The organism is Desulfobacula toluolica Tol2, assembly GCF_000307105.1.
In the GTDB taxonomy this organism is placed as follows: domain Bacteria; phylum Desulfobacterota; class Desulfobacteria; order Desulfobacterales; family Desulfobacteraceae; genus Desulfobacula; species Desulfobacula toluolica.
Genome location: NC_018645.1, coordinates 4,560,875 through 4,586,813, shown reverse-complemented (window position 1 = coordinate 4,586,813; position 25,939 = coordinate 4,560,875). Strand labels below are relative to the sequence as shown.

Annotated in this window: 24 protein-coding genes; 4 read left to right on the top strand and 20 right to left on the bottom strand. The window is 40.3% G+C overall.

Annotated features, from left to right (window positions below; genetic code table 11):
• Positions 1–72: 72 nt before the first annotated feature.
• The 11 genes from TOL2_RS20830 to TOL2_RS20780 all read right to left on the bottom strand — a co-directional run bounded on the left by TOL2_RS20830 (position 73) and on the right by TOL2_RS20780 (position 9,998).
• A complete protein-coding gene (locus TOL2_RS20830; protein WP_014959254.1) occupies positions 73–1,080 on the bottom strand; it encodes an ABC transporter substrate-binding protein in 1,008 nt (335 codons plus the stop codon).
• Positions 1,077–1,844: an ABC transporter permease gene (locus tag TOL2_RS20825; protein WP_014959253.1), complete on the bottom strand. Its 768-nt coding sequence runs from the start codon at positions 1,842–1,844 to the stop codon at positions 1,077–1,079. The genes TOL2_RS20830 and TOL2_RS20825 overlap by 4 nt, the downstream gene beginning before the upstream one ends.
• The gene (locus tag TOL2_RS20820; protein ID WP_014959252.1) at positions 1,834–2,535 is read right to left on the bottom strand and encodes an ATP-binding cassette domain-containing protein; all 702 of its coding nucleotides are present in this window, start codon (positions 2,533–2,535) and stop codon (positions 1,834–1,836) included. Before TOL2_RS20820 ends, TOL2_RS20825 begins: the two co-directional genes overlap by 11 nt.
• A gap of 175 nt (positions 2,536–2,710) precedes the next feature.
• Positions 2,711–3,103, bottom strand: coding sequence for a pyridoxamine 5'-phosphate oxidase family protein (locus TOL2_RS20815; protein WP_014959251.1), 393 nt, complete (start codon positions 3,101–3,103; stop codon positions 2,711–2,713).
• 205 nt (positions 3,104–3,308) lie between these two features.
• Complete coding sequence (locus tag TOL2_RS23880) at positions 3,309–4,064, bottom strand: nucleotidyltransferase domain-containing protein (protein WP_051012481.1); 756 nt, start codon at positions 4,062–4,064, stop codon at positions 3,309–3,311.
• Positions 4,065–4,168: 104 nt separating this feature from the next.
• Positions 4,169–5,350, bottom strand: coding sequence for a peptide-methionine (R)-S-oxide reductase MsrB (gene msrB / locus TOL2_RS20805; protein WP_014959249.1), 1,182 nt, complete (start codon positions 5,348–5,350; stop codon positions 4,169–4,171).
• Between the two features lie 710 nt (positions 5,351–6,060).
• Positions 6,061–6,327, bottom strand: coding sequence for a cell division topological specificity factor MinE (gene minE / locus TOL2_RS20800; RefSeq protein WP_014959248.1), 267 nt, complete (start codon positions 6,325–6,327; stop codon positions 6,061–6,063).
• 10 nt (positions 6,328–6,337) lie between these two features.
• Positions 6,338–7,138, bottom strand: coding sequence for a septum site-determining protein MinD (gene minD, locus TOL2_RS20795; RefSeq protein WP_014959247.1), 801 nt, complete (start codon positions 7,136–7,138; stop codon positions 6,338–6,340).
• A 26-nt stretch (positions 7,139–7,164) separates the two neighbouring features.
• The gene (locus tag TOL2_RS20790; protein ID WP_014959246.1) at positions 7,165–7,854 is read right to left on the bottom strand and encodes a septum site-determining protein MinC; all 690 of its coding nucleotides are present in this window, start codon (positions 7,852–7,854) and stop codon (positions 7,165–7,167) included.
• A 153-nt stretch (positions 7,855–8,007) separates the two neighbouring features.
• Positions 8,008–9,153: a hybrid sensor histidine kinase/response regulator gene (locus TOL2_RS20785; RefSeq protein ID WP_014959245.1), complete on the bottom strand. Its 1,146-nt coding sequence runs from the start codon at positions 9,151–9,153 to the stop codon at positions 8,008–8,010.
• Positions 9,154–9,347: 194 nt separating this feature from the next.
• Positions 9,348–9,998 carry a response regulator gene (locus TOL2_RS20780; protein ID WP_014959244.1) on the bottom strand — a complete coding sequence of 217 codons (651 nt, stop codon included), beginning with the start codon at positions 9,996–9,998 and terminating at the stop codon, positions 9,348–9,350.
• Positions 9,999–10,474: 476 nt separating this feature from the next.
• On the opposite strand from TOL2_RS20780, the gene aroF reads away from it, so the two are divergent.
• Entirely contained in the window at positions 10,475–11,485 is a 1,011-nt protein-coding gene (aroF, locus tag TOL2_RS20775) for a 3-deoxy-7-phosphoheptulonate synthase (RefSeq protein ID WP_041279660.1), read from the top strand.
• A complete protein-coding gene (aroB, locus tag TOL2_RS20770; protein WP_014959242.1) occupies positions 11,485–12,522 on the top strand; it encodes a 3-dehydroquinate synthase in 1,038 nt (345 codons plus the stop codon). Before aroF ends, aroB begins: the two co-directional genes overlap by 1 nt.
• Positions 12,523–12,607: 85 nt before the next feature.
• On the opposite strand, the gene tsaA is transcribed toward aroB, so the two are convergent.
• The 8 genes from tsaA to TOL2_RS20730 all read right to left on the bottom strand — a co-directional run bounded on the left by tsaA (position 12,608) and on the right by TOL2_RS20730 (position 22,776).
• Entirely contained in the window at positions 12,608–13,147 is a 540-nt protein-coding gene (tsaA, locus tag TOL2_RS20765) for a tRNA (N6-threonylcarbamoyladenosine(37)-N6)-methyltransferase TrmO (RefSeq protein ID WP_014959241.1), read from the bottom strand.
• A gap of 168 nt (positions 13,148–13,315) precedes the next feature.
• Positions 13,316–15,241, bottom strand: coding sequence for an ABC transporter ATP-binding protein (locus tag TOL2_RS20760; RefSeq protein WP_014959240.1), 1,926 nt, complete (start codon positions 15,239–15,241; stop codon positions 13,316–13,318).
• Positions 15,242–15,245: 4 nt separating this feature from the next.
• Positions 15,246–16,088 (bottom strand): ABC transporter permease, encoded by an 843-nt coding sequence (locus TOL2_RS20755; RefSeq protein WP_014959239.1) that lies wholly within the window; start codon positions 16,086–16,088, stop codon positions 15,246–15,248.
• Positions 16,081–17,037, bottom strand: coding sequence for an ABC transporter permease (locus tag TOL2_RS20750; protein WP_014959238.1), 957 nt, complete (start codon positions 17,035–17,037; stop codon positions 16,081–16,083). Before TOL2_RS20750 ends, TOL2_RS20755 begins: the two co-directional genes overlap by 8 nt.
• Positions 17,038–18,663 (bottom strand): ABC transporter substrate-binding protein, encoded by a 1,626-nt coding sequence (locus TOL2_RS20745; protein WP_014959237.1) that lies wholly within the window; start codon positions 18,661–18,663, stop codon positions 17,038–17,040.
• A gap of 314 nt (positions 18,664–18,977) precedes the next feature.
• Complete coding sequence (locus TOL2_RS23875; protein ID WP_158406152.1) at positions 18,978–19,922, bottom strand: GGDEF domain-containing protein; 945 nt, start codon at positions 19,920–19,922, stop codon at positions 18,978–18,980.
• 464 nt (positions 19,923–20,386) lie between these two features.
• Positions 20,387–20,773: a DnaJ domain-containing protein gene (locus tag TOL2_RS25845; protein WP_014959235.1), complete on the bottom strand. Its 387-nt coding sequence runs from the start codon at positions 20,771–20,773 to the stop codon at positions 20,387–20,389.
• A 563-nt stretch (positions 20,774–21,336) separates the two neighbouring features.
• On the bottom strand, positions 21,337–22,776 hold the full coding sequence (locus tag TOL2_RS20730) for a hypothetical protein (RefSeq protein WP_193787649.1): 1,440 nt from the start codon (positions 22,774–22,776) through the stop codon (positions 21,337–21,339).
• Between the two features lie 341 nt (positions 22,777–23,117).
• Here TOL2_RS20730 and TOL2_RS24420 point away from each other — a divergent pair, with 341 nt between their 5' ends.
• Both TOL2_RS24420 and TOL2_RS20720 read left to right on the top strand, forming a co-directional pair.
• Positions 23,118–23,423 (top strand): hypothetical protein, encoded by a 306-nt coding sequence (locus TOL2_RS24420; RefSeq protein WP_014955645.1) that lies wholly within the window; start codon positions 23,118–23,120, stop codon positions 23,421–23,423.
• Between the two features lie 186 nt (positions 23,424–23,609).
• Positions 23,610–24,569, top strand: coding sequence for an HD-GYP domain-containing protein (locus TOL2_RS20720; protein WP_232507985.1), 960 nt, complete (start codon positions 23,610–23,612; stop codon positions 24,567–24,569).
• A 32-nt stretch (positions 24,570–24,601) separates the two neighbouring features.
• On the opposite strand, the gene TOL2_RS20715 is transcribed toward TOL2_RS20720, so the two are convergent.
• Positions 24,602–25,885 carry a citrate synthase gene (locus TOL2_RS20715; RefSeq protein WP_014959233.1) on the bottom strand — a complete coding sequence of 428 codons (1,284 nt, stop codon included), beginning with the start codon at positions 25,883–25,885 and terminating at the stop codon, positions 24,602–24,604.
• Positions 25,886–25,939 lie beyond the last annotated feature (54 nt).

The following is a 25,939-nucleotide window of genomic DNA, read 5'->3' as shown; positions in this document are numbered from 1 at the left end:
ATTTATTAAATAACCATAAATAAAATTATGCTGTTCAGATCATCATAAGAGATGATTCATTATCATTACTCACTAATTAAATTTTTTAAATTCAACTGGTTTGCTAATGTTTTGGATCAGACGAGTTGCAATATTGACCTTGTTTTTTATCTGTTTTTCTTTGAACATGATATGCTCGGTCTGCTTCCAGGCATTGATATCAATAGTGCCTATTTTGATTGATACGGATGGTTTGATCAGGGTTCTTGTGGCGACAAGCTGCTGTTGCCTGATTTCATCATTGGTTCCCTGATCCAGTTTTTTGATTTCTTGGAGAACTGAGGCTTCGTTTGCCGGATTCATGGCGGCTTCCCAGCCTTTGAGCAAAGCTTCTAAAAATTTTTCAACCATTTCGGGCCTGTTTTTCAGCATCGTTTCCGAGGTAATCACGGAATTGGCCACAAAATTTACACCAAAATCAGCTGGATTGAAAAAATAAATTTTTTCTCCCTCTTTGTCCAGTTTAGCTTTGAGTATAACGCCCTGGGAATTTCTGTATACCGGCCAGACATCCACTTTTTGTCTGAAAAAGGGGGTAAAATCAAACCTGACCCCTGTAATGGTGACATCTTTTTTTGTAATGCCCGCCCTGGCAAAAACGGTATTCATAATGGTTTCATCATTTCCGCCAAACGTGATGCCGATATTGCGTCCTTTAAGATCCTCAAGTTTTTTGATTTCAGGTTGGTCCGCCCGGTAAATCCATTGCATGGGATTGACCTGGAAAATTTGTGCGATAACGACGATTTTGGCCCCCTTATCAAGGGCACGAATCACTTGGTCTGCGGACGCCACGCCAAAATCGGCATGCCCCAGTTCCAATTCGTTAATGGCGTTTTTTTCAGGACTTCCCTCCTTGACCTTGACGGTTAAACCGGCATCAGCAAAATAGCCTTTGGCATCAGCATAAATGTCCCCTGCAACACTGGCGTTAAACAGCCATTTAAGCCTGTAATTCAATTTGATTTGCTTTGCATGTACGGATGTTGCAGAGATCAGAAACAATAAAAGCACCAGTACTATGAAATGGCTTTTTTTCATAAGACCTCTCCTTTTTTTGAAATAGACCATTTGGTTTTAATTTGTTCTCCCATTGTTTCCAACATTCCCTGGTATATGGATATAATGATGCCGATCATAAATAACGCGATCAGAATTTTAGCCAGATCGCTTTGATACAGAGCAATCCTGATACTGTACCCGATCCCGGCATTGGCAGCAATGAATTCCGCCACAATGGTTCCGGCCATGGCAAGGGTTGCGCTTCCCGATATAACGGTCGTCAGCTTGCTTAAATTTTCAAATGCCCTTATTTTTACCTCAAGCTGCCACCTCATCCGGCCTGTGACAATATAAAAATGTTCAATATCTTCTACCGGGGTTGCCATGATGCCCAGCACGGATAAAAGAAGTGGAAAATAGCAGATCATGGACGCAATCAAAAGCCTTGGAAGAAATCCATCCCCCAGAAGGATGAAAATAATTGGGGCCAGGGCAACAATTGGATATGCCTGTATATTATAGGCCGTCACCTTAATAAAAGAACCGATCCAGGATGACTTCCGGCCGGCAATCCCCACGGTAAAGGCCATGATAATCGACATGCACTGGCCCAGTACGGTTACTGACAAGGTGTTCATAACGTCAAAAAAATAGGTTTTAATTAAATGGCCTGCTGTTTCAATGATTAACGGAACACCCGGGATCACATAATCGGACAATGATAATACCATCTTTATCATCAATAAAAAAGCAATGCCAATAGCATATACGATCAAAAACTGATAAATTCGTCTAAAAAGCATTCATAATCTCCAGCATGGTGAGATCCAGCTTTTTTTTGTCCAGTTGATAGTCGGCTCTGTAATCCTGCCCGTTTACCATAAAACAGCCCTTGTTTTCTGATTGTTTTCCGAAAACAAGAATCTGTTTGCAAAATTTTGATACCTCTATGAGGTTGTGGGAAATATATAAAAACATTTTATCGGCAAATAATTCTTTGATAGCAAGGATGATTGATTCCCTCAATTTTTCATCAACATTGGCAAGGCTTTCATCCAGAATCAGAAGATCAAATTTTTGTAACAGGTATCGAATGAGATTGATACGGTTCTGCTGCCCCATGGAAAGCTGGGAAAATCTTGAGCCCAGCACATCATTTAATTCAAAAATATTGATTAATTGTTTTTTTAATGCCTCTTTTCCAGGCGGTGTTACCTTGTTCAGATGATTGCCCGTACTCGACCATCCCGGAAGCCTTTCCAGGTTATACGAATAAAGAATAGTATCCATGTTGTTGATCAAGAGATCACCGCCACATCGAATATTTCTCCCATTAATATTGGCAATTATTTTTGCCAAAGATGTTTTCCCAACCCCGGATGGTCCGAACAAAGCATTGAATCCTGGGTTTTCCATGGAAAAAGAAAGGTTCTTAATGACGGCAATCTCACTGCCGGGGTAGGTAAAATTCAGACTGTTACATTCAAGACGCATTCATAACTCCAGGATATTATCTGATCAACATTCTCTTTTTCTTATCGAGTTTTTCCTTAAAAATCAATGTCCTGAGTCATTAATATGAGATAAAACTCATGATAACCGGTCATCATATTTGCATCAATGGTACTTTTTAACATCCTGTAGAACCCGTAAGAGGCAGTTGGCTAAACTATGCAAGTTTTCTGCCTGCACCCGGTCCGGGGGAGACACCGAATATTTCATCTATTTTAATAATTAAAACACCCTTGCAGGTATGTCCCTTTTCTTTAATCCATGCACATGTCTCTTCAAAACGGGGACCTTCCGTTTCTATGGTTGTCGTGCCCTTGATCTGGTAGCCTTCCTTTCCTTCCCAGAAAGTGACGGCTACCTTGGGATTTGCTTTTATGTTTTCAAGTGTTTTGTTAAAATACTGATTTGAGATGAGCAAAGTTTCGTTGTCAATTACTTTTTTTGCCCCAACAGGAACACTGTTTGGAATGCCATCCGTTGTTGCCGTGGAAAGTGAAGCAATGGGAACCTGTTCAAACAAGTTTCTGATTTTTTCCGTCATTTCCGCCATTATGATACCTCCTTTTTTTAATGAAAAATTATATTTTCCAATTTTCAATTCTTTTATTGTACAAAACCGGACATCATGTAGAATCAAATTATGTCCGACCGGAAAGGATTGAAAATTCAGATCAATCCGTATCAGTATCTGGCCTGTGTGTAAAGAAAATTTGGAGAAATCGTCTGAATTGATGTAGGCATCAAGTAATGGAATTCTAATTGCTTTTTTGATTATCATCCAAGCATGTATCTTTAACATGCTCAATGAAATCTCTTGTGCTTTGGAGAACAGCAGCATTTTTCAGATCTGCCTCATCACCGGTCTTTTCAGGACAATAGGTGTTTAATTTTCTCAAAAATTCGTTATATTTCATCAAGCCTGGTTCGAATTTTTTGATACTGTGAAAAAGTTGAACCAAATCAGTATCCCTTGGCGGATGAATATCATGTCTGACAAAAAGGCCTTTTGTCGCCCGTATCGCAGCAAATTTTGCAAAATCCCTGCACCTGAACATATGATTCGTCTTGAGCGATGCTTCAGCCAGGGTCAAATATTCATGGGCTTTTTGAAGGTATTCGGTTTTAATCACCTTCTGCTTTCTTGTGATATATGAATCTGTTGTCGGAAATTGTTGCAAAATATCGGTTTTTTCGAACAGTATTTGTCCTTCATTCATTGCCGGGAAAACAAGGGTTCCGGGGATATCAAATTGATGAATAAACTCGTTAACCTTTTTAACGATAATATGTTTGTTGGTTGTGATATGGTTCAGAGATTCGGATATCTTGTTTCTCACTTCTTTTGAATCTTGAACCGTTTCCATAATCACTAAAAGGTCTATATCACTGAACTCATCGGCATCACCACGCCCTAGAGATCCGAACAATATGACGGCTTCAGGATCATAGGCATCCAGAATAGCGTCTTTTAACTTAATGGCAAGCTGCATTTGATTGTTTCTCAGGAACATGATCACCAGTACCATAACAATCAGTCAAAAACAAGGACTGAAACTTGAAAAGGTGCCTTTCCCATAGCATAGAAGACACCTTTCGTATCAAAAGTCTTTATTTGTCAAAACATTTCCAGATATTTGCCATATCCTTGAATTTCAAGTTCGTTCTGGGGGATAAATCTCAATGCCGCAGAGTTAATGCAATATCGCATGCCCGTGGGTTGGGGGCCGTCATCAAACAGATGTCCCAGGTGGGAATCCGCATATCTGCTTCTCACCTCTGTCCGGACCGTGAACAGGCTTTTATCTGTTTTCTCAATAACATGATCCGGCTCAAGAACTTTTGTAAAGCTTGGCCACCCAGTACCTGATTTGAATTTGTCTTTGGAGCTGAACAGAGGTTCTCCTGAAACAATATCCACATAAATCCCATCTTTGGTGTTGTCCCAGTATTCATTGTTAAAAGGCTGTTCTGTTCCGTTATTCTGAGTGACCTTGTACTGCAGAGGTGTAAGTTTTCTTTTGATCTCCGGATCTTCCGGTTTTGACCAGGATGACAGGTTAACGGTTTTTTTCTTCTCCGGCAGATTTTTCTTTTTGTCCATTTTATCCATATTCTTATCCTTCCATACTTTGTCTAAAAACTGATCCCTGCCGGACCCCCATCGGTAATATTTATACCGATATGAATTTTTCTTATAATAATCCTGGTGGTATGCTTCAGCCTCATAAAATTTTTCAAATTTTGTAATGGGGGTGACAACAGGCGTATCAAAAATCTTTGATTTTTCCAATGCCTGCTTGGAAGCCATTGCCTTTCTTTTTTGCGCCTCGGTATGGTAAAAAATTTCCGACCGGTACTGTGACCCCCTGTCCACAAACTGCCCGCCCGGATCTGTCGGGTTAATATGCCGCCAGAATACATCCAAAAGTTCATCATAGGTCACAACATCGGGGTCATAATACACCTGTATCGCCTCGGCATGACCGGTGTTGCCTCCGGACACTTCCTGGTAGGTCGGGTTTGTTTCTTGCCCGCCGGTATATCCGGAAATTACTTGATTAACTCCTTTGATTTTCTCAAAATCAGATTCTGTACACCAGAAACATCCTCCTGCAAAGGTGGCAATTGCAAGCTTTCCTATATTTTTTTTTATTTCGTCTTTATCTGATATCATAATATTCTCCGAGGCTTGTTTTGTTTTATTTTTTACGGCATTCTGTTTGTCGGCAAAAAGATACTCTCCGAAAATCAAAATAACTGTCATAACCATCAGAAACAGGATCATTTTTTGTTTCATTTTGCATCTCCTTTTTTTTTAAAGATTGCTTAGGATCTCAAATGAAATAATTTGAAATCCTTGACGGTTCATTAAATTAACGATGCTGAAATTCACCGCTTAATTATTAAAATAATCACGAATTGATCATAAAACAAAAAAAGATTGGGTGTCTTAAATAGATAGGGTACTTGGAAGGAAAAAAAGAAAGAGCTAAAACAAGGCTGCAAGCTCATTTTGGTGCTTTTCTATATGAAAGTCTTTAAAAATTCAAACTGTCATAACCATCAGAAACAGGATCATTTTTTGTTTCATTTTGCATCTCCTTTTTTTTTAAAGATTGCTTAGGATCTCAAATGAAATAATTTGAAATCCTTGACGGTTCATTAAATTAACGATGCTGAAATTCACCGCTTAATTATTAAAATAATCACGAATTGATCATAAAACAAAAAAAGATTGGGTGTCTTAAATAGATAGGGTACTTGGAAGGAAAAAAAGAAAGAGCTAAAACAAGGCTGCAAGCTCATTTTGGTGCTTTTCTATATGAAAGTCTTTAAAAATTCAAACAGTAACTTGCATTTTTTGTTGTGGGCAAATCTGAGCGAAAGAGCAAGTCTGCCCGTGGCAGTTATATGAAAGAACTTTTAAATAGTTGAAATCAAATATCTTTCACGTTTTGTTGTGAAAGCTCAATCTGCCATGGCTGTTAGTCAAATTTAAGATCTAACTTATACGGTTTTTCGTTTTATATGAAGAATGGGTGTGTTAAAGACCAGTGCTGACACCTCTTCACCCCTTTTGACCTTGAGTTCAAGAGAGCTTGTATCAATCTCAAAATAATTTGAAATCACTTCGACAATATCTCTTTGAAGATTGGTTAATGTTGTATCGTCTATCTCAAGCTTGTCATATATTAAGGAGAATTGAAGTCTTTTTTTTGCAGCATCTTTACTTGGTTTCTGACTGGCAAATTTTTTTATTAATCCGCTGAACATTCATTTCTCCTTATTTTTTAAACCCAAAGGTTTTGCTGAGTTTGCCCCACATGCTGGTTTTATGGTTTGGAACTTCTATTGGCAAATCTGCTTCACCATTGAGTCGTCTGGCAATCCGTTTAAATGCCTGGCCTGCTGTTGATTCATTTTGTAAAACAAGAGGGGTTCCTGTATTGGAAGAAATCAATACAAGCTCATCCATGGGGACAAGCCCTGCAAGATCAATGGAAAGAACGTCAAGAACATCTTCATGACTTAGCATTTCACCCTTTGCCACCCGGCTGGGTTCAATCCTGTTCACGATCAGTTTCGGGGTTAACGACCTTGAATACAAAATTCCGATAACGCGATCCGCATCCCTGACAGCAGATACATCAGGGGTACAGACAACCAGAGCCTCATTGGCACCCACAATTGAATTTTCAAATCCCTTTTCAATACCGGCCGGTGAATCCATGATCACATAATCAAACTCTTTTCTGAGCTGATTGGCCACCCGTTCCACACCGGAAGTCGTTAGCACATCTTTGTTGTCACTTTGTGATGCCGGAATAAGGAAAAGGTTTTCTATCCGTCTATCCCTGATGGCAGCCTGGCTTATTTTGCATTTTCCCTGGACAACATCAACGATATTAAATACGATCCTGTTTTCCAGGCCCATAACAACATCAAGGTTTCTTAAGCCGATATCCATATCAACAATTGCCACCCTTTTGCCTTCAAGGGCAAGGGCGGCACCAATAGAAGAAGTGGCGGTTGTTTTTCCAACACCGCCTTTTCCAGATGTTATGACGATTATTTTACCTTCCAATTCACACCTCTATTCTTAAATTTTTCTTAAATGGCTTCCGGCCAAGGCAATTTCCGGAAAGGATTTGCCTCCATATAATCCTTTACAACTACCCCACTATCTTCAACACAGGCATATTCCGGCTTTGCGCTGGCTTTTTTATTGATTCCCGGAGCAAAAAATCCCGCGATTTCAATTTGGTTTGGATTGAAATCAAGTGCAAAGATAATGGCGGTTTCATCATTGGGGCAGCCAGCCTGAACTTTTCCTGCCAGCCTGCCAAGAACAATCACATCTCCTCCGGCAATGATTTCCGATCCGGGATTCACATCTCCTGCTATCACAATATGCTTTTTTGATTCAACCTTCTGACCGGATCTAACCCGTCCCCTGAGCATTAACACGTCACTTTTATGATGATTCCAGCCCTTTGAAAGATCCCTTTGACGGATTCGTTCTGTTGGAATGGATCTCTTTTCAGATGGTTTAGATACTCTTGCGACCTCAAATGTGTTTATCAAATATGATTTGATATTTTCTATCAAATCGTCGTGTCCTCTGGCATCTTTAACATCAATTATAACACTTGAGTTTATGATCAGGTGCCTTAAATTTTTAAATAATTTGTCTATTTCCGATTTAAGCACATTTTCAGGTTGAGACGGGTCAAGCGTGATCCAGAAACCATCCCCAACCCCTTTTAATCTTACCGGCGCAGAATTATCAAAATTAATCATTAGTGCATCTTTAGCAAAAGCTTGTATTTATTCAAATAAGTTCCAAGGACTATAAAAAATCACAGGTTAAGTGTCAAGGATTGAATACACGTAAGTATTCCTGAAGTCTTCATATCCCTTTGACAATATTTTTCTGCAGGCAGTTTGACAAATTTACAATTCCAAAACATCTCTTACTTTATGGGAAAAATCGACCACGCTGTAAGGTTTCAGAATATATCCCTTGCATCCCTGTCTGAGCATCTCCTGGGCCTTTTCATCAATGGAATACCCGGTTGAAAGCAGTACCTTTATTTCAGGATTTTGTTTCTTGAGCTCAATGAATGTCTCAAGTCCATTCATTTCCGGCATAATCATATCAAGAATAACAAGATTTATTTCATCTTTTCTTTTTCTATAGATGTTTAATGCCTCTTTTCCGGAAGCAGTCGTTATAACACTATACCCAAGCACCTTACAGATTTCCCGTCCAACCGTCAGAATTCGTTCCTCGTCATCTACCAGAAGAACCAATCCATTGCCCATAATCAATTTTTCATCTTCTGACGGGATATCTATGTTATCCGGTTTTTCTTTTAAGGGTAAAATAACAGAAAAAGAAGATCCTGTATTTGGAGAACTCCATACATCAATGACCCCATTATGATTTTGAACAATTTCTTTGGCAAAGGTTAGCCCCAAGCCCTTTTTATCAGGATAACGTTCAGGGTCTAGAGAATAAAAAGAGGTGAAAATATTCTCCAGCACATCTTTTTCCATACCTATCCCTGTATCTGCAATGGTAATTTTAACAAAAAATCCGCTGTTCAGCCCGTAAGAATCTGCGTTTCCATTTACAATAGCTGCAGATTCCGTTACAAGGGAAAGCTTTCCCTCTTTGGGCATGGCAAGCAGGGCATTATCAATAATTGCCATCAGTACCTGGGTAATTTTATCAGGATCAGCATCAACGATCAGAGGTTTTGGGTTTAGATCCACATCCAGAATAATTCTTTTACGCCTGAAATCAAGGCTTTCAACTATATTTCGAACCAGCCGGTTTATATCAATAGGCCGCAAGTAATACTCATTGGCTTTGGCAAAGCCAAGCAGCTGGTTTGTCATTTCAGAGCCTTTATCAATGCACTTGATGATTTCCGTGACATGTTTATACAGAGGATCAGATGATTTCATGCTATTCATCATCAGTGATGCTCTGCCTTTAATTGCGGTCAATAGGTTGTTAAAATCATGAGCGATTCCTCCGGCAAGGGTTTTTACCACATCAGGATCCTCATTGTTTAATCGTATATGTTCCATTTTACCCACCTCACCCCTAAAGCAAATTAATATTCATCATAATATATTAAACTATCAAAGGTATTACAATCATGGAAAACTTTTATTTTTTTAAACATTTTTTTCTGTTACGACAATCTTTAAAAATCCAAACAGTGATTTTTATGTTTTGTTGTTGTCAAATCAAGGTGAATTACCAGGTCTGCCTGTGGCAGTTACTCCAGAAAAATAATTCCCTCTTTGATTGCAAATTTTGTAAGCCCTGCAACATTGAAAATACCAAGTTTTTTCATGATATTTCTGCGATGGGTTTCTACAGTTTTGATGCTGAGGCCAAGTTTTTCAGCAATTGCCCGGTTTCTTTGTCCCTCTGCAACCAGTTGAAGGACTTCGCGTTCTTTTTTTGAGATTTTGTTGAATTTCGAATGGTTACTGATGCCATTAGGCATTTTTCCCTTTTTATCGACATATAATTTGCCAATGGAAGGGGTTAAGTAAAATTTGTCATTTTTAACTTCCTGTATTGCATCATACAATTCATCAAATGTAGATTCTTTTAGGATATATCCGGATGCACCGGATGCAAACATTTTATCTATGCTCTGTTTGTTGGAATGCATGGAAAGCGCAATTACCTTGGTATTTGGAATTTTCTGCCGTATGATTTCCGTTGCTTCCACACCATTGAGCCTTGGCATGGAAATATCCATAATAACAACATCGGGTTGAAGCCGGATTGCCAAATCACAGGCTTCACGCCCATTTTTTGCTGTCGCAACAACAATTATCCCCTTTTTTTCAAGAAGGTTTTTCAATCCTTCCAGAAGTATGGCATGATCATCTGCAATAATTACTCGTGTTTTCATATCTATTAAGAAAAAAAATATTACTTTGAATAATGGAAATGGCAGATCAAGCTGCCACAACAAAAAAATGAAAGAAGTATGATGTCAACGAAATTAGAAATTCTTTCATATAAACGATTAAAGGTTACCGTGATAGCTGTGGAAAAGCAAACACTAAGTTATAAGTTTCAAATGTTTTTATTGACAAACGTCATTTATTATCTATAATCAGTTTTATTATGATGTTCTTATACACAGAAACAAACACAAAAAAACAACATGCCGATAGAAAATCTGCGGCAGGTTGTCCGCTTTGGCGATGGTGGCGCATAACTTTCTGCGGCAGCGGTCTGAAATAAAAATTATACACTAAAATTTAAAAAGGCTGCAGTCAAACAATGCAGCCTTTTTTTTGTTTTTTTGGCTGTAAAAAATCTGCAGCCTTTTTTATTGCTCAAACGATTGAATACTGATACAAAATCAAACGGAGGAAAACAATGTTAGTAGTGATGGAAAAAGGCACAACTGAAGAAAAAATTCAAGCTGCAGTAAACGCAATTGAAAAAAGAGGTTACACAGCCCGGCCCATACCCGGAGGAGACAGGGTATCCATTGGAATTCTGCACAACAAGGGTTCTGTTGATGCCGCTCATTTTCTGGGGCTTGACGGTGTAAAGGAGGTTATTCCGGTGACAAAACCGTATAAACTCGTCAGCCGGGAATTTCAACAGGAAAATACCCACGTTAAAGTTGGTGATGCTGTTTTCGGCAATGGGAGCTTACCCGTAATTGCCGGTCCCTGTGCTGTTGAAAGCGAAAAACAGGTTATGTCCATTGCAAAATCCGTTAAAGATGCCGGGGCAAAAATATTTCGAGGCGGTGCATTTAAGCCGAGGACTTCTCCATATTCTTTCCAGGGGCTTGGGAAACAAGGCCTCAAACTTTTGGCAAAAGTACGGGAAGAAACAGGATTGCCTGTTGTAACGGAAGTTATGGATGTTGAGAATTTTGATGTTGTTGAAGAATATGCCGATATTGTCCAGATCGGCACCAGGAATATGCAGAATTTCAGCCTTTTAAGGCGTGCTGGAAAATCCTACAGACCTGTGATTTTAAAAAGAGGGATGTCTGCCATGCTTCAGGAGTGGTTGATGGCTGCTGAATATATTATGGAAGAGGGCAATAACAATGTTATTTTGTGTGAAAGAGGGGTAAGAACCTTTGTGAGACACAGCAGAAATACGCTGGATCTTTCCGTTGTGCCTGCCGCAAAAAAAGAAAGCCATCTTCCCATCATTGTCGATCCCAGCCATGCAGCCGGTGTCAGGGATCAGGTTGTAGCCCTTTCCTATGCCTCGGCAGCTCTGGGTGCGGACGGCGTGATGATTGAGGTTCACAATAACCCGGATGAGGCCTTGAGTGATGGAGCCCAGTCTTTATACCCGGATCAGTTTTTTGATCTCATGAAAAAAATGAATGCGATTCATGCAATTGTTGGGGAAAAATAATGGAAACCTTCCATGTTAACGGTCAATCAAAACGTTCTTCCATATATGTGGGAGAACGTCTTAAAAATCTGGAAAATTATTTGCCGTCCAGTCAGGTTGTCATTGTCACGGACGAGAACCTGAAAAAATATTATCAAAAAGATTTTCCGGATGTTCCCGTTATCACCATCGGGACAGGAGAAAAAATTAAAACCCTTGCAACCATTGAAACCATATTAAAAGAGCTGATCCATTATTCCTGTGACCGCTCAAGCTTTATTGTGGGAATCGGCGGCGGCATTGTCTGTGATATTACAGGGTTTGCAGCCTCTACTTTTCTTCGGGGAGTCGACTTCGGGTTTGTCTCCACATCTCTTCTCTCCCAGGTGGATGCCAGTGTGGGGGGCAAAAACGGTGTCAACCTGGAGTCCTATAAAAATATGGTGGGGGTTTTCAACCAGCCTGAATTCGTCATTTGTGACATTGAGCTTTTAAATACCCTTCCTGAAAAAGAAATTTCAAACGGTCTTGCTGAAATCGTCAAGCATGCACTGATTTGCGATGCCAATCTGTTTGATTTTATTGAATCAAACAAACAAAAAGCTTTGAATCTTGATTATGATACGATTTTTCGGCTTGTTGCAGATTCCGTAAGCATCAAATCCCAAGTTGTCCAGCAGGATGAAAAAGAGTCCGGAGAAAGACGTAAACTCAATTTCGGCCACACCATTGGCCATGCAATTGAAAAAATTGAAAAAGCCGGCCATGGAAGAGCAGTGGCAATGGGGATGGTGGCGGCAGCCGAATTTTCACAGGCCAGGCAATTGATTTCCCGGGACGATGTTTTACGAATCCAATCACTTTTAAATGATCTTAACCTTCCCACAACATTAAATTACAATGCACAAGAGATTGTCAGCGCTGCCGGTAAAGATAAAAAAAAGCAGGGCACTGACCTTTTTTATGTTTTTCTTGAACAGATTGGAAAAGCACGGGTTGACAAGATCAGCTTTACTGAAATGAATGAATTTATACGGTCTTTTTTTAGAGGTTTTTAATCTTTTTTGCGGGCAAACCGGTTGTGGGCAAACCAAGGTGTGGACTTTAAAAAGAAAAGATACAAGGTCTGCCCGTGGCGGTTATTCAGCAATTGTTTTTAATTTCTTCTGTTTCAAGCTCTTCTGTCAAGTCCTGCATCCAGCCTGAAACAGTGACATCTTCCGGGCTGTAATAGTGACTCACATAAGGTTTAATATCAATTACAGGACTGCCGTCAACCGCCTCAAACCCTTTTACTTCCAGCACATTGTCTTTCCGTGATAATAACTTAACGGCTGTCACAAGGATAGGGTTGGGTCTTGCCGGGCTGCAGGTGGCATAAATCCCCTTTTGGGGCATATCTTTTCTGCCCATAGGATGAACTTTTAAAAGCTCGCGGCTCTTTTCAGGCACCAAATGAGGCCAGTAAAGCACAAGAATATGGGAAAATTCCTCAATACCCTCCAGGATTTCTTCAAATTTTTTGTCAATTATAATTTGTGAAATATGCTCTTTTAACTCCCTGTGCTGTTGTTTCATCTCTTCTTTAGCTTTTGCCGGGTTTATATCTTTATGGTCAGCTTTTAAACTAGGTGCTTTGATTGAACTTTTGACAATTCCCGTGGGTTTTAAAATAATTTCCATTATTTTCTCCTTGTACCTTTTTATTGTTTTTTTTATATGAAAGTCTTAAAAAATTCCAACAGTGACTTTCATGTTTTGTTGTGGGCAAATCTGAGCGAAAGACCAGGTCCTGCCATGGCAGTTATGCACAATTTTTTTTTCTTATGCTGATTCAATCACGATCCTTGATCAATTTATACAGCCATGAACAAAGGGTTCCAATGTTTTTTCAAATTGATGACAGCTTACAAACCCTTTGCCATTGATTGTTTTTAACGGCATTGTTTTAAAACACTGAGTCTGTGCCAAAGCGCATCTGGATATAAAAGGACAGATGTGTTCTTTTGAATTTTCAACGCGGCTTTCAGAATTTGTTGGCTGATATTCTTCACCGTCTTCAAGCAAAAGACGGGTATAGGGATGACAGGGGGAATTAAATATCTGTTTTGCCGGACCTTGTTCCATCATATGGCCTGACAACATCACCCCAACCCGGTCTCCGATTTTTTTTGCAAGACCGATATTATGGGTAATAAACAGCAGGGTCAGTCCCAGTTGCGTCTGCAAGTCAAGCAGCATCTTTAAAACTTTTGCCTGAACACTGGGATCAAGTGCGCTTGTGGGTTCATCAGCAACAAGAAATAGCGGTTCGTTAACAATTGCCCTTGCAATGCAGACCCTTTGAACCGCTCCCATGTTAAGCTCATGAGGGTATCTCAACAAAAAATCGGAAGCCGTGGAAACCTGGGCTCTTTTCAAGGCTCTGACCACCATTTCATTGACCCTGTCTTTTTCAATTTTGGCAATTCTTAAGGGTTCGGCCACAATATCAAAAACATTGAGCCTGTGACTCACTGATTCCATGGGGGACTGGTAAACAACACCGGTAATTTGTGAAATTGATTTTCCTTTTATGTCTTCCGGATTGAATTCAAAACTGCCTGTATCGGATTTGATTGCACCGGATGCAATCATTGCCAGGGTTGTTTTGCCGGAACCTGTCTCTCCCACCAGGCAGAACAACTCTCCTGCGTATAGATCCAGATCAAGGGAAGCTAAGGCGGTTTTTTTGTGATATTTTTTTGAAACCCCTTTAAAACGGACCATCCGGGTGATGCCGCCCCGGACACATCTGATTTTTTGTGATTCGGTTTGAACGATTTCAATGCTATTGTAACACCGGTCAATCACCTGGGTACATCTTGGCCTGAAAATACAGCCTGATACCGGCACATGACCGTCATCATGGAATCTGTCCGTCTGAATATGGTTGTGATTGCCGTCTCCCTGCTTATGGCAATGGGTATACCTGTAAAATGCCGTGCCCCGTATACCGCCAAGATCACGTGTGGTATCCAGGGTTGGAAAAGAACGTACCAGGGCATGGGTGTAGGGGTGGCCCGGATTTTCAATGATTTTTTCACAAGTTTCTTCCATTACCTGCCCAAGATAGAGGACAATGGTTTTATCGGCCAGATCCTGAGCCAGGCCAAGATCATGGGTAATCAGCAGAATAGCCTTTCCTGATGCGGCTTCCTCTTGGATGATGGTTTTGACAAAGGATTTTGTGACGCTGTCCAGTGAGGCTGTGGGTTCGTCAAGAATCAATATTTTGGGATCAAGAATCAATGCCATTGCCATCAATGCACGTTGAATCTGACCACCGCTCAACTGGTGTGCATAGCGGTCATGAAGGGGGGCTGCAAGACCCATGCGGTTTAACATTGCGCTTGCTTTTTGCCTGGCCTCTTTTTTCTTTGTTCCTCTGCTCACAAGTGGTTCTGCCACCTGATCAATCACACGGATCACCGGATTGAAATTAGCTCCGCCGTTTTGAAACACCATGGCAATGGTGTTGTGGCGCAATGCATTCAAACTTTCATTATCCAGGCCGGTCAGCATTTGTGTGCCAAGCCATATCCGGCCGTTTTGTTCGGCATTTTCCGGCAACAGCCCCATACAGGCAAGACCAAGGGTGGTTTTTCCGGAACCAGATTCTCCCACCAGAGCGGTGATTTGTCCTTTTTCAATTTTAAAGTCAACGCCGTTCAAAGCTGAAAGAACATGGTCATTGTCTGTGTATGAAACAAACAGATTGTTTATCCTTAAATTCATGGTGTTACCCCATTGTGTTTTGGATACGCGGATCAAAGGCTTTTTCCATTGAAATCGCCATAAACGTAACCGACATGATCATGATTGATAAAAAAGCAACCGGCGGTGCAAACCAGTTCCACCAGATATCCATATAATAGTACTTGAGTGCGTAACTGATCATCATTCCAAGGGATTTTCTGGATGGATCAAACAATCCCAGAAAAGCCAGCGTTGCCTCCATAAACATGGCCATTCTCATTTTTCCTGCAAAACCGATAAGATACAAAGGGAACAATTCCGGAACCAGGTGGTTTTTTATGATATAAAAAGCACCTGCCCCCATCTGGGAGGCTGCCTGAACATGAAGGCTTTTTCTGAGTGTCAACCCTTGGGCCCGAAAACTTCTGGCAAGGGTTGGCCATGACATAAAGGATAGAACCAATGCAAGAACAAAAGGAGGCGGACGAAACAGTGCCGCAATAAAGATAAGAATCATAATTGATGGAATGGAGAGCAGAATATCACAAACCCGCATGATCACCTGATCAACTATCCCTTGATACCAGGCGGCAAAAAGACCTGCAAAAATTGCAATAAAAAGAGTTGTGCCTCCGCAAAGCAATCCAAACCCAAGGGAATTTCCCACGGCAAAAACAAGTTCTGAAAAAATATCCTGGCCCCCGTCATTTATACCCAGAAGATGTTCCCATGACGGCGGTGAAAGAGGTGTAAAAGAGATGTCATCCGGTGAAAAAGGCGTAAGGCAACGGCCGACAGCCAGGGTGACCACAACAAATCCCAACAAAAAAAATCCGGTAATAAACAAGGGATCACGAATTGTTTCTTTTAGACCGTTTTTATGCATCTTTTATCCTTGGATCAATGATTGGGTAAACAAATTCAAGCAGCAGATTGATCATCAACACCCCCATTGACGAATACAGCACAATGGCCCGGATCAAAGGCAGATCACGTGTACCAATGGCAGTAAAAAGAAGGGTGCCGATTCCCGGATAAGAGTGAATCGTTTCCACCACAAGGGCGCCTGTTATCATAAAAGCCATTCTCAGGCCTATTCTGGTGACAAGCGGAAGGATGGCATTTCGTGCAGCATGGTGATATCTAATCCTGATATTGGGCAGGCCTTTTGATTTTGCCGTCAGAATATACTTTTCTCCCAGCACCATTATCATGGTGTTTCTGACCAGAAGCGCAGTTCCGGGGATATAGGCAATCACAAGGGTTAAAAGGGGGAGTGCCAGATGGTAAAGAATATCGGTCAGTCTTTCACCCATGGTAAAATCTGAATAGGCAACCTGGGCACCTGATGACGGAAACCATTGCAGGTGAAGGGCAAAAACAGCCAGCAAAATCACACCGGTTGCAATTTCAGGAAATCCCTCCAGCACAGTCATTGATCCTACGGTATTTTTTTCAAACCGGCTGCCTTTTCGCCAGGCTGTTTCAACACCGATGATAAATCCTGCCACCAGGGAAATGACATTGGCACCGCCCAAAAGAAGAATGGTCCAGGGCAGTGATTCTTTGATTAATGTCCAGATGGGGGCCAAAAACGCATGGGAATAGCCCAAATCAAGCGTTATAACCCGGAACAGATAAGTTTTGAAATCTTCATTATCAGAATAAAATTCTTTTAGCTGAGTCTCTTGCTGCTGGGTTAAAATCACATTGGAACACGAATACATGGCTGTAACAAAATCTCCGGGAAGGCATTTGGGGAGTGCATAGCTCAAGTAGATTAAAATCAAAAGAGCTGTTGTGTATGCAATAACAGTGAAGCTTTTTTGTTTCATCTATCTGACCAATGACATTTTGTTTTGAGAAATGGGAATTCCTTTTGAAATGCCGCCTTTTGTGTAAAACCAGTCAATTTTGGCAGACGGATCAAATGCACTGTAAGTATCCGGGCAGTACAGAGGGATTGCCGGTAAAAGCTGTGCGTGCAGTTCCTGGATTTGAAATACCACGGCCTTTCTTTTTTCCGGGTCCATTGTTTCCATCTGCTTTTCCATCAGGCTGTTCAGCCGGGTGTCTGTATCAAACCTGGCACTGTTAACAGATCCTGCCCCATATTTTGATCCTATCATTTCATTCAACACTTTGGGATCACCCATGATTCCACCGTGCCCGGAAACAGCCAGCATGAAATCCCAGTTTCTGATCTTTGAGTCAACTGTGGTTTGTTCCATATGGATCAATTGTGTTTTAATGCCTTCATCATCAAGCTGTTTTTTTATAATCTCTCCATCCCGGTCATTGGCAGTGCCGCCTGCCACCGTGATATTGGAGGAAAGCAGTTCAATGGTTAAAATCGCTCCGTCTTTTTCATAGTATCCATGATTATTCTTTTTATACCCGAGGGATTTTATCAAATCGTGTCCCTTTGACGGGTTAAAAGTATATTTAGCTGTATCAGGGTTATACATATCATGATCCATGGACAAAAGTCCGCAGGAAGCAATCTTGCCAAATCCCCTGTGCGCCTTGTCGATGATTTCCTGGCGGTTGATCAGAAAAGCCAGGGCCTGCCTGAATTTTACGTTATTGAAAGGAGCTGTGGTATGATTGATCATCAGCTTTTTATTCCATCCGTATTGATCTGCAAGAATGGTAAAGCCTTTTTGTTTCAAAAAGGTCGCCATATCCGGCTGGATAGCTGACAGGGATGCCTGGCGGGTTGAAAGGGCCATAATGGGATTGCCTGTTTTGATATAGATCAGTTTATGAACTTTTGGCTTTCCCAGATAATAGGTATCAAAGGATTCATACAAATATGTCTTGTTTGCCCGGTCATAATCTTTAAACCGGTAAGGCCCGGAACCGATATAGGCAAGGGGTTCATCAAAGGCCTTGGGATTTTTAATGTCCTTCCAGATATGTTTGGGCAATATGGGCATTGTTCCGCCGATATCCGAAAGAAACGGTGCATAGCCTTTTTTAAGCAAAACAGCCACTGTATGTTTTTTTAGCAGTTTTGCACCGGCAATGCGGCTTAAGTCAATCCAGTGGTAGGGATGGTTTTTCATATAGTCAATTGTAAAAACAACATCTTCACCCGTGACCGGCTGCCCGTCGTGCCACCTGGCTTGTTTGTTCAGTTCAAACACATATGACATTGATTTTTTATCGAATTTCCAGGAATTTGCCAGTGCGGGAATATATTTGTCTTTGTCTTTCCACACAAGGGTGTCAAACACCCAGCTCATGCGAATATAGCCCGGCCCCCTTGGATAATGCCTGTAGGGATTTGGGTATCCCCAGTCTCCTTTGGCATCAGCAATTCGGATTTCTTTGATCTGATCTTGAGCATATGCAATAGAATCAGACAAAAGAACAATGGAACCGGATAAAAGAACGATGAAAAAAAGAACTGAGAATACATATGCCACACATGAAAACTCATATTTTTTGTTGGCCATTTTGCCCACCTCATTATTATGAAAGCGATTGCTAATCCAAGCATTAACTTTCAATATTTGTTTTGAACAAACCCAGGAAAAATGCCGGGGCTGTCATTGGCAGTTATAAAAAACAAAAAACCACAAGGAATTTTCAAGTCTTCTGACTTTGGTTACCTTCGTGGTTTATTTATAAATAATAATTAATTTTTATATTTTAAGCAAAACAGCCTTCGTGGCTTAGTTAGATGTTTCATTAGAATATTTAAAAATGTATGTCAACTTTTATCTTTTGATAAAAATTTAAGTACGGCACAATACAGAAGATGGAAGCGCTACCCTGCTATAACCTGGTTGCGTCCACTGTCCTTGGCTTTATACAACCTGTTGTCAGATCTTTTGATAAGAGAGTTGATCGAATCATCGGGCTTGAACTGGGCAATGCCAAAACTTGCAGTTATCTGATCAATGGATGCGTGGGATTTGTTTTGTATTTGAATTCTCAGCCGTTCTGCCAATGTTTTGCAAACTACAATATCTGTTTCAGGGGTCAAGATTAAAAATTCTTCACCACCCCAGCGTCCTGCAACATCTGTTTCACGGATGTTATCCAATAAGGTTTGTGATATGCTGATCAAAACTTGATCCCCCAAATCATGGCCATAGTTGTCGTTAACGGATTTGAACTTGTCTATATCCATAAGGATCACGGAAAAAGGGGTGCCGTACCGCTCACTTTGAACAACTTTTTTTTTCAATTTATCTTCCAGATAGCGGCGATTAAACAGTTTTGTCAGAGGATCTGTGGTGGATAACATTTGAAGTGTATTGTTTTTTTCTTCCAGTTCGCGGGTTCTTGCTTTTACGATGGTATCAAGATACAGGTTAAGGCGTTCTACTTCATCTATTGCATCAATAAAATTACTTGTGAGTCTGTAGGCCATGGTTAGAAGCAATATCATAAAAGCAAATTCACTCATATAGATGGAATTTGTCAAACCCAGGGCAGAAAAAATGTCATACCCTCCGGCCACAAGCAGGATGCTGAAAACAATTGGCATGGGTTTAAGTACCGTGCCGTAACGCTTGTGATAATACCTCAAAATAATGACAAACAGAAAAATAGTTTCAGCAAAACCTAACAACATAAACAATTCAAACAATATCCCCGGAGCAAATTCATATGCTGTGAATTTTGCTGTCCCGAATAACTCAAATTCTTTTATATAGGCTTTATCAGCAGATAGTGTCAGGTCACTTGTGGTAAAACTTGCAATCAAAAAGATACTAAATAGTGCAGTGCTTAAAATGTTTATAAATTGGGAAAATGGTTTTTCGCAATAATAGTAGAAAAACCACAGTTGCAAAATCAATATAAGGGATATTGATCCATAAGCAAATTGAACGCAAATCAGGGCACGTTCGATAGTTTCAGAAGAATACCATTGGCCCTGGGCCACAAAATAAAGAACATGGGTGAAGCAAAAAAAGGAAAACAAACTGTTTAATCCGTAGGTTCTTCTCCTTAAAAAAAATATAAAATGATACAGGCCGGCATAAAAACACACCGCAGCCATTAAATAAAGAGAAAATGCCATCACAGATACCACGAAAAATCCATTAATTTATCACAATAGTTTAACCCTTTTTCAAATAAAACAGTGTTGAAGCATGTGATATGAGGACGACATGCCTTTACAATCGCCATTGTCCTATGAATATGAATTCCCTGCCGTTTGAATGATTATTCCGGTATGACACCTGGTGTTGCCGGTCTTCTTTTGCTGTACCTGGAGCGCCTCTGGAAAAGAGCATCTATACCGCTGCATTTCCCCATGCCCATACCCATACCCCGGCCCATGCATCGTCCCATGCCACGGCCCATGCGGTTTCCCATGCTGCCAAATCCATTAAAATCAGTGCTTTCTGTCTGGTCATAAATCTGCCGTTTTTGATTGTCTTTTAAAACAGCATAGGCTTCACTAATTGCTTTGAATTTTTCTTCTGCATTTTCTTCCGTATTAACATCCGGGTGAAATTCCATGGCAAGTTTTCTATAGGCTTTTTTGATATCATTCTCTGTAGCGTTTCTGTCGATCTTCAACAGGCGGTAGTAATCTTTTGAATTCATAGCTTTTACTCCAATCGTATTAAATCAACCCTAATACTTATCAGTGTTGAAATTTTCAATGATAGGGCAGGGTTTTGCTGTTTGTCAATAGAGGTATGATAAAAACTAATAACACTTTTAATTTTACTTCCCGTAATCAAGAAAACATGGGATGTTTGTCAGCCTGAAAAGTCCGCACAACAGCACTTTAAGTTCACCCCTTACTGTTATGGGTGGGTTTTTTTCATTGGCAATTTCAACTTTACAATAATTTCAAAAAAGAGTATCTACGATAGCTGCTATAGGCAGACTTTGTGTTTTATTGAGGATTTGCCCATAACAAAGATTGAAAGTTTCTGTGTGAATTTTTAGGGCTTTCATCTAAAATCGTTCATATGAAACTCAGCTCAACATCTTGTAAGAATAAGAGTGGGACGTCTAAATCTTCCTGTTTAGTTTGCTCATAATTTGGCCCTCCATTGAACCTGCTTGAGTTGCAGGTAATCTATCCACCTGTAACTCATGCATTTCAACACGCTGATCGCACATACGTTTTCGATCAATAATGACCAGGCAAGCCATTCTCAAGCGATTACAGATCTGATTTGAGACGTGACGTCTGAATTATTTGTATTGTCTGGGATAGATTTCATGTGACCAATAAATTTTCCACAACTCGCTGTAATATCAATTATATTTTCTGTTTTTTCACCGTTTTTAGGTACCGGCAAAAGAGATAAATAGCATCTCTTTTCAGAAGAAAAAACCGCTGTCATACTTCCGGGGTTCGGTAAAATTTCCCGGCGTTGCCGGGTTAAAGACAACAGTTTTTTTTCAATTTCCTGTTGTTCCTTTACAGTCACTCTCATGACCATCTTTGCTGCGTCTTCAGGTAAGGTTCCACAAAAAGCTGGCAAGCGCAGTGCGATTCTGTTGGCGTCTTTTACTTCGCCGACGCCATGGGTTTTACCAAGGCCAAACAGGGATTCAATATTATCGGAACAAATGGGCATCCCGATATTGTTCAATCCCAATGATGATGCGACGATCAGTTGATTTTCCATCCAGGTCATAAAGCCGATAGATACCTGAGATCTCTGGGGAATAGATTGTAACATCGCTTTGCACTCTTTGTATGTCTCGAAATTCAGCCCTCGATGTTTAAGGATTTTCTGGCTTTCTAAAAGCGGACGGGCATCACGGAGGAATCGCTTGATAAACGGCCTGTGTTCAGAAAGCTTACCGATGGAATTTCTAAGCTTTGCAATGACAGATCCCTCTGATGTTCGCCCTCGTGGGGAGTGTTGAAGAATCATTTCAGCCCATTTCACCAGTCGATGAATATTCATGAATCGGGCTTTTGTCGATACTTTTGGAGGAACCAGACAGCCAAGATCCGTCTGTTTCATTTTTTTTGAGGCTTGACCGCATGCAGAGATAAAGCCATCATAAGAAGGATGCCTATTGTATTCTTTTTTCAGCAGATTGGCAACGACATGAGAGACATCATCGATGGAATGACTATACAGCCCTCTTTCCTTCAGAAGTCTGACACCTTTTTTCAAATCCAATCCACCGTCTTTTAAATATGCCGCAGGCTTTCCCGTAATATGGATCACCTGTTGTAAAAAATCCGCAATGGATTTTCCAGTCCATGAGGAAGCCACAGAAATGGCAACACAATTTATGTTTTTAAGGGCAGGCGCGCTCTCATTGGTGGCATGATGATTGATGTTAAGTTCGAGAACAGCAAGAATTTTACCGACACCCAAGGCGATAGAAGTATCTATGATCCAGATGGCACCGTTTACAAATTTGTTTTTCTCAAAAGAAACTGAAGGCAGACCACTGTAAGTCCAAATTTTTGACAATGAATAGCGAGTGAGCCAGTTGATGATCGTTTGAGGGCAAGGAACTTTGCCGTCAATTCCAAAATATGGGGCTAATACGCCAAGCACCCTGGATATGGCTCTGAATCCAATACGACCGATCAGGAATAGGCTCAATGAAATATAAATCAGCAATTCTTTCTTTTCCTTGGCAGGCAAGGTGGCTTTTTTGCGCTCTTCAACCAGCTGCTGCCTGGTCTTTCGAAATTGAAACTTGTATTTGTCTCGATCGTTTCTAATGCGTTTCAGTTCAGCTTTTTGATACTTAATCGTTTGATTTCGATCAACTGCTTTCCCTTTCCAGGCCGATCTACTTTTTTTAATTTTGAAATTTTACTCATAAAAAAACCGATTTCAGTTGAAAAAACAGAAAACATAAGGCGCAAAAGGAATTTTACAACAATCTTGAGTCATTCAGTGGGGTTTGCTATTGTGCGGTTAGATATTGGGTTAATGAAAATAGAGAAGGATCTCTAATGACACATGATAGATTGAAAGCTAAAACGATCCCAGGTGAATATTGCAGATTTTGCGGTAATGATTCGGTTCCTCTTGTGAAAACTAAATGTTGTGATCAATGGATTTGCTGCGACACTTCTTATGTTTCCATCGAAGGTGGAGGGTATTGTCAATATCACCATGAGCAATACAGCGTTTGCTATTTCCATTACAATGACGGGCATTCCGGAAAATGGCAAGAATGCGAAGAATGCAGGGATCTGCTCGGTGAAGATGATTTTAAAGCGGCTTTCCATGATCCTAACAATGTACCACGATATTAACCCGAATAAGAGGCCCAAAAACCGAGCAAAAAAAATGGGCTAATACGCGGTTTTTTAGACACCCCAGAATAAGAGTTTCGTTTTTGTTGTGGCAGACAAATTTGCCATGTATGTTTTATATTAAAGAACTTTTAACCTGCTGAAATTAAATATCTTTCATTATTTGTTGTGGCAGAGTGATATGCCATGGCCGTTATATGTAACAATATTTGTAGAAAAATTTTAAATAATATGCCTGATTTAATACCGATTAAAAAATCACATATAAAATACTATAATAATTTTCCTTTATATTATATTTCAAAGAATGGAGAGGCGCTTCTTTATAAAAACGCAGATAAGAAATTGGATAAAGACCTGCTTGAACGAAATCAGTATCCACAGTTTTTTATCCACAAGGAAGATAAAGTTTCTGTTGTTGAAAAATTGCAAAGGGTTTTAAATATAAAATTAGCACGAGCCATATCTTCAAAAGGTCTTTATGCAATTAAAAAAAGCCTTTGTAATATTGTTGAAGAGGCACTGTCAGGGCCGTTAGGAGTTACTTTAGAATCATTGCCTGAGACCATAGAAATTTTGTTTTATGGCGTAAAAAAGAATTCGGATTTATTAGACGCATTAACCGCTATAAACAATAAAAGTTCTAAAGTTGTTGAGCATTCTGTCAATGTTTTAGCCCTTACTGCTCAATATTGTTTTTTTAAAAGATATTCTGAAGAGCAAATTAAAACATTTTGTCTTTGTGCATTGTTGCATGATTTTGGCTCCTCCAAAATTGATAAAAAAATTATAGAAACAAAAGAAAAGCTTACCGATAAAGAGTATTCAATTTATAAGACACACACCATTAAGGGTTTCAGGGAGATAGAATTATATCCGACCTTTGATAAATCCATTGGCATAACCGCTCTTGAACACCATGAGCGATTAGACGGCAGTGGATATCCGCATGGGATAAAACAGATATCCTTTGAAGCTCAACTTGTTGGTTTGATTGACAGCTACGAGGCCTTAAAATATCAGGATAAAACGTTTAGAAAAGCGTTAAAACCATACGATGCCTTACAAATAATAAAAACGGATGTTGTTGCGGAAAAATACAATAAAGCTATATTTGTTGATTTATGCTCATGTCTGATCAAATGATTTTTCCGCAACACTTTTTGCTATCTTATAACCTATTCCCGGTCATCAATTGGAATATAACCCCTTTCCTGATGGCCGGTATAGATCTGGCGGGGCCTTGATATCTTCATCTCAGGGTCGGACACATCCTCTTTCCACTGGGCTATCCACCCCGGCAGACGTCCGATTGCAAACATCACTGTGAACATATTGGTGGGAATCCCCATGGCCCTCAATACAATGCCGGAATAAAAATCCACATTGGGGTAGAGATTTTTCTCTTTAAAATATGAGTCCTTTAACGCGGCTTCCTCAAGCCTCTGGGCAATGTCCAGCAGAGGATCTTTTCGTTTTATCTTTGAAAGAATAATATCCCCCATTTTTTTCATGATCTTTGCCCTGGGGTCATAGGTTTTATAGACCCTGTGTCCGAATCCCATCAGCCGGAAAGGATCTGTTTTGTCTTTTGCCTTTGCAATACAATCTTTGATCGTCAACCCTTTTTTATGAATATCTTCAAGCATATTGACCACTGCCTGGTTTGCACCTCCGTGCAAAGGACCCCAAAGCGCTGAAATTCCGGCTGAAATCGTAGAGTAAATATTGACTTTTCCGCTGCCCACAACCCTTACCGCCGTAGTGGAACAATTTTGTTCATGGTCGGCATGAAGAATCCAGAACACGTTCAAGGCCCTTACCAGGTCATCATCCACATGATAGGGAACCACCACACTGTCAAACATCATGTTTAAAAAATTGGCACAATAACACAGGTCAGGTCTGGGATAAACCACCCGTTCCCCCAATGAAATCCTGTAGGCCATGGCCGCCATTGTCCTGATTTTGGAGATCAGGCGAAGATATGTCTTGTTCATCTCTTCTTCAAGGTCAATCAGTTCAGGGTAAAAACTTCTCATGGCATTTACCATGGCTGACAAGATACCCATGGGATGTGCTTTGGGCGGATAATTCTGATAAAACGCCTTCATGTTTTCGTGCAGAGGTGAAAAATCATTCAAATAAACGCTGGTCCTGGTTAATTCCTCACGGGTGGGAAGCTGACCTGTGATCAAGAGAAATGCTGTTTCTACAAATGTTGAATGTTCTGCCAGTTGCTCAATGGGAATGCCACGATATCTTAAAATTCCCTTTTCCCCATCCATATAGGTAATGGCACTTCTGCATGTTCCGGTGTTTCCAAATCCAGGATCAAATGTAATGTATCCGGTTTCCTGCCGAAGGCTTCTGATATCAATAGCCTTTTCTCCTTCTGACCCTTCAACTACCGGAAGCATCAGTTCTTTTCCGTCAATAACAAGTTTGGCAACTTTTTGCATCAACAACTCCTTTGCCTTATGCGGCAGTTTTACATTAAATTTTAAATAGGGAAA

Excerpts from the sequence above, each read along its gene's own strand:
- TOL2_RS20830 (WP_014959254.1), bottom strand. The coding sequence starts at position 1,080 with ATGAAAAAAAGCCATTTCATAGTACTGGTGCTTTTATTGTTTCTGATC.
- minE (WP_014959248.1), bottom strand. The coding sequence starts at position 6,327 with ATGTTCAGCGGATTAATAAAAAAATTTGCCAGTCAGAAACCAAGTAAA.
- TOL2_RS20750 (WP_014959238.1), bottom strand. The coding sequence starts at position 17,037 with ATGAAACAAAAAAGCTTCACTGTTATTGCATACACAACAGCTCTTTTG.
- TOL2_RS20720 (WP_232507985.1), top strand. The coding sequence starts at position 23,610 with ATGGCCGTTATATGTAACAATATTTGTAGAAAAATTTTAAATAATATG.
- TOL2_RS20755 (WP_014959239.1), bottom strand. The coding sequence starts at position 16,088 with ATGCATAAAAACGGTCTAAAAGAAACAATTCGTGATCCCTTGTTTATT.
- TOL2_RS23880 (WP_051012481.1), bottom strand. The coding sequence starts at position 4,064 with ATGTTCCTGAGAAACAATCAAATGCAGCTTGCCATTAAGTTAAAAGAC.
- TOL2_RS20825 (WP_014959253.1), bottom strand. The coding sequence starts at position 1,844 with ATGCTTTTTAGACGAATTTATCAGTTTTTGATCGTATATGCTATTGGC.
- TOL2_RS20780 (WP_014959244.1), bottom strand. The coding sequence starts at position 9,998 with ATGAAAACACGAGTAATTATTGCAGATGATCATGCCATACTTCTGGAA.
- TOL2_RS20790 (WP_014959246.1), bottom strand. The coding sequence starts at position 7,854 with ATGATTAATTTTGATAATTCTGCGCCGGTAAGATTAAAAGGGGTTGGG.
- msrB (WP_014959249.1), bottom strand. The coding sequence starts at position 5,350 with ATGAAACAAAAAATGATCCTGTTTCTGATGGTTATGACAGTTATTTTG.
- TOL2_RS20760 (WP_014959240.1), bottom strand. The coding sequence starts at position 15,241 with ATGAATTTAAGGATAAACAATCTGTTTGTTTCATACACAGACAATGAC.
- aroB (WP_014959242.1), top strand. The coding sequence starts at position 11,485 with ATGGAAACCTTCCATGTTAACGGTCAATCAAAACGTTCTTCCATATAT.
- aroF (WP_041279660.1), top strand. The coding sequence starts at position 10,475 with ATGTTAGTAGTGATGGAAAAAGGCACAACTGAAGAAAAAATTCAAGCT.
- TOL2_RS25845 (WP_014959235.1), bottom strand. The coding sequence starts at position 20,773 with ATGAATTCAAAAGATTACTACCGCCTGTTGAAGATCGACAGAAACGCT.
- TOL2_RS20785 (WP_014959245.1), bottom strand. The coding sequence starts at position 9,153 with ATGGAACATATACGATTAAACAATGAGGATCCTGATGTGGTAAAAACC.
- tsaA (WP_014959241.1), bottom strand. The coding sequence starts at position 13,147 with ATGGAAATTATTTTAAAACCCACGGGAATTGTCAAAAGTTCAATCAAA.
- TOL2_RS20715 (WP_014959233.1), bottom strand. The coding sequence starts at position 25,885 with ATGCAAAAAGTTGCCAAACTTGTTATTGACGGAAAAGAACTGATGCTT.
- TOL2_RS20815 (WP_014959251.1), bottom strand. The coding sequence starts at position 3,103 with ATGGCGGAAATGACGGAAAAAATCAGAAACTTGTTTGAACAGGTTCCC.
- TOL2_RS24420 (WP_014955645.1), top strand. The coding sequence starts at position 23,118 with ATGACACATGATAGATTGAAAGCTAAAACGATCCCAGGTGAATATTGC.
- TOL2_RS20745 (WP_014959237.1), bottom strand. The coding sequence starts at position 18,663 with ATGGCCAACAAAAAATATGAGTTTTCATGTGTGGCATATGTATTCTCA.
- TOL2_RS20820 (WP_014959252.1), bottom strand. The coding sequence starts at position 2,535 with ATGCGTCTTGAATGTAACAGTCTGAATTTTACCTACCCCGGCAGTGAG.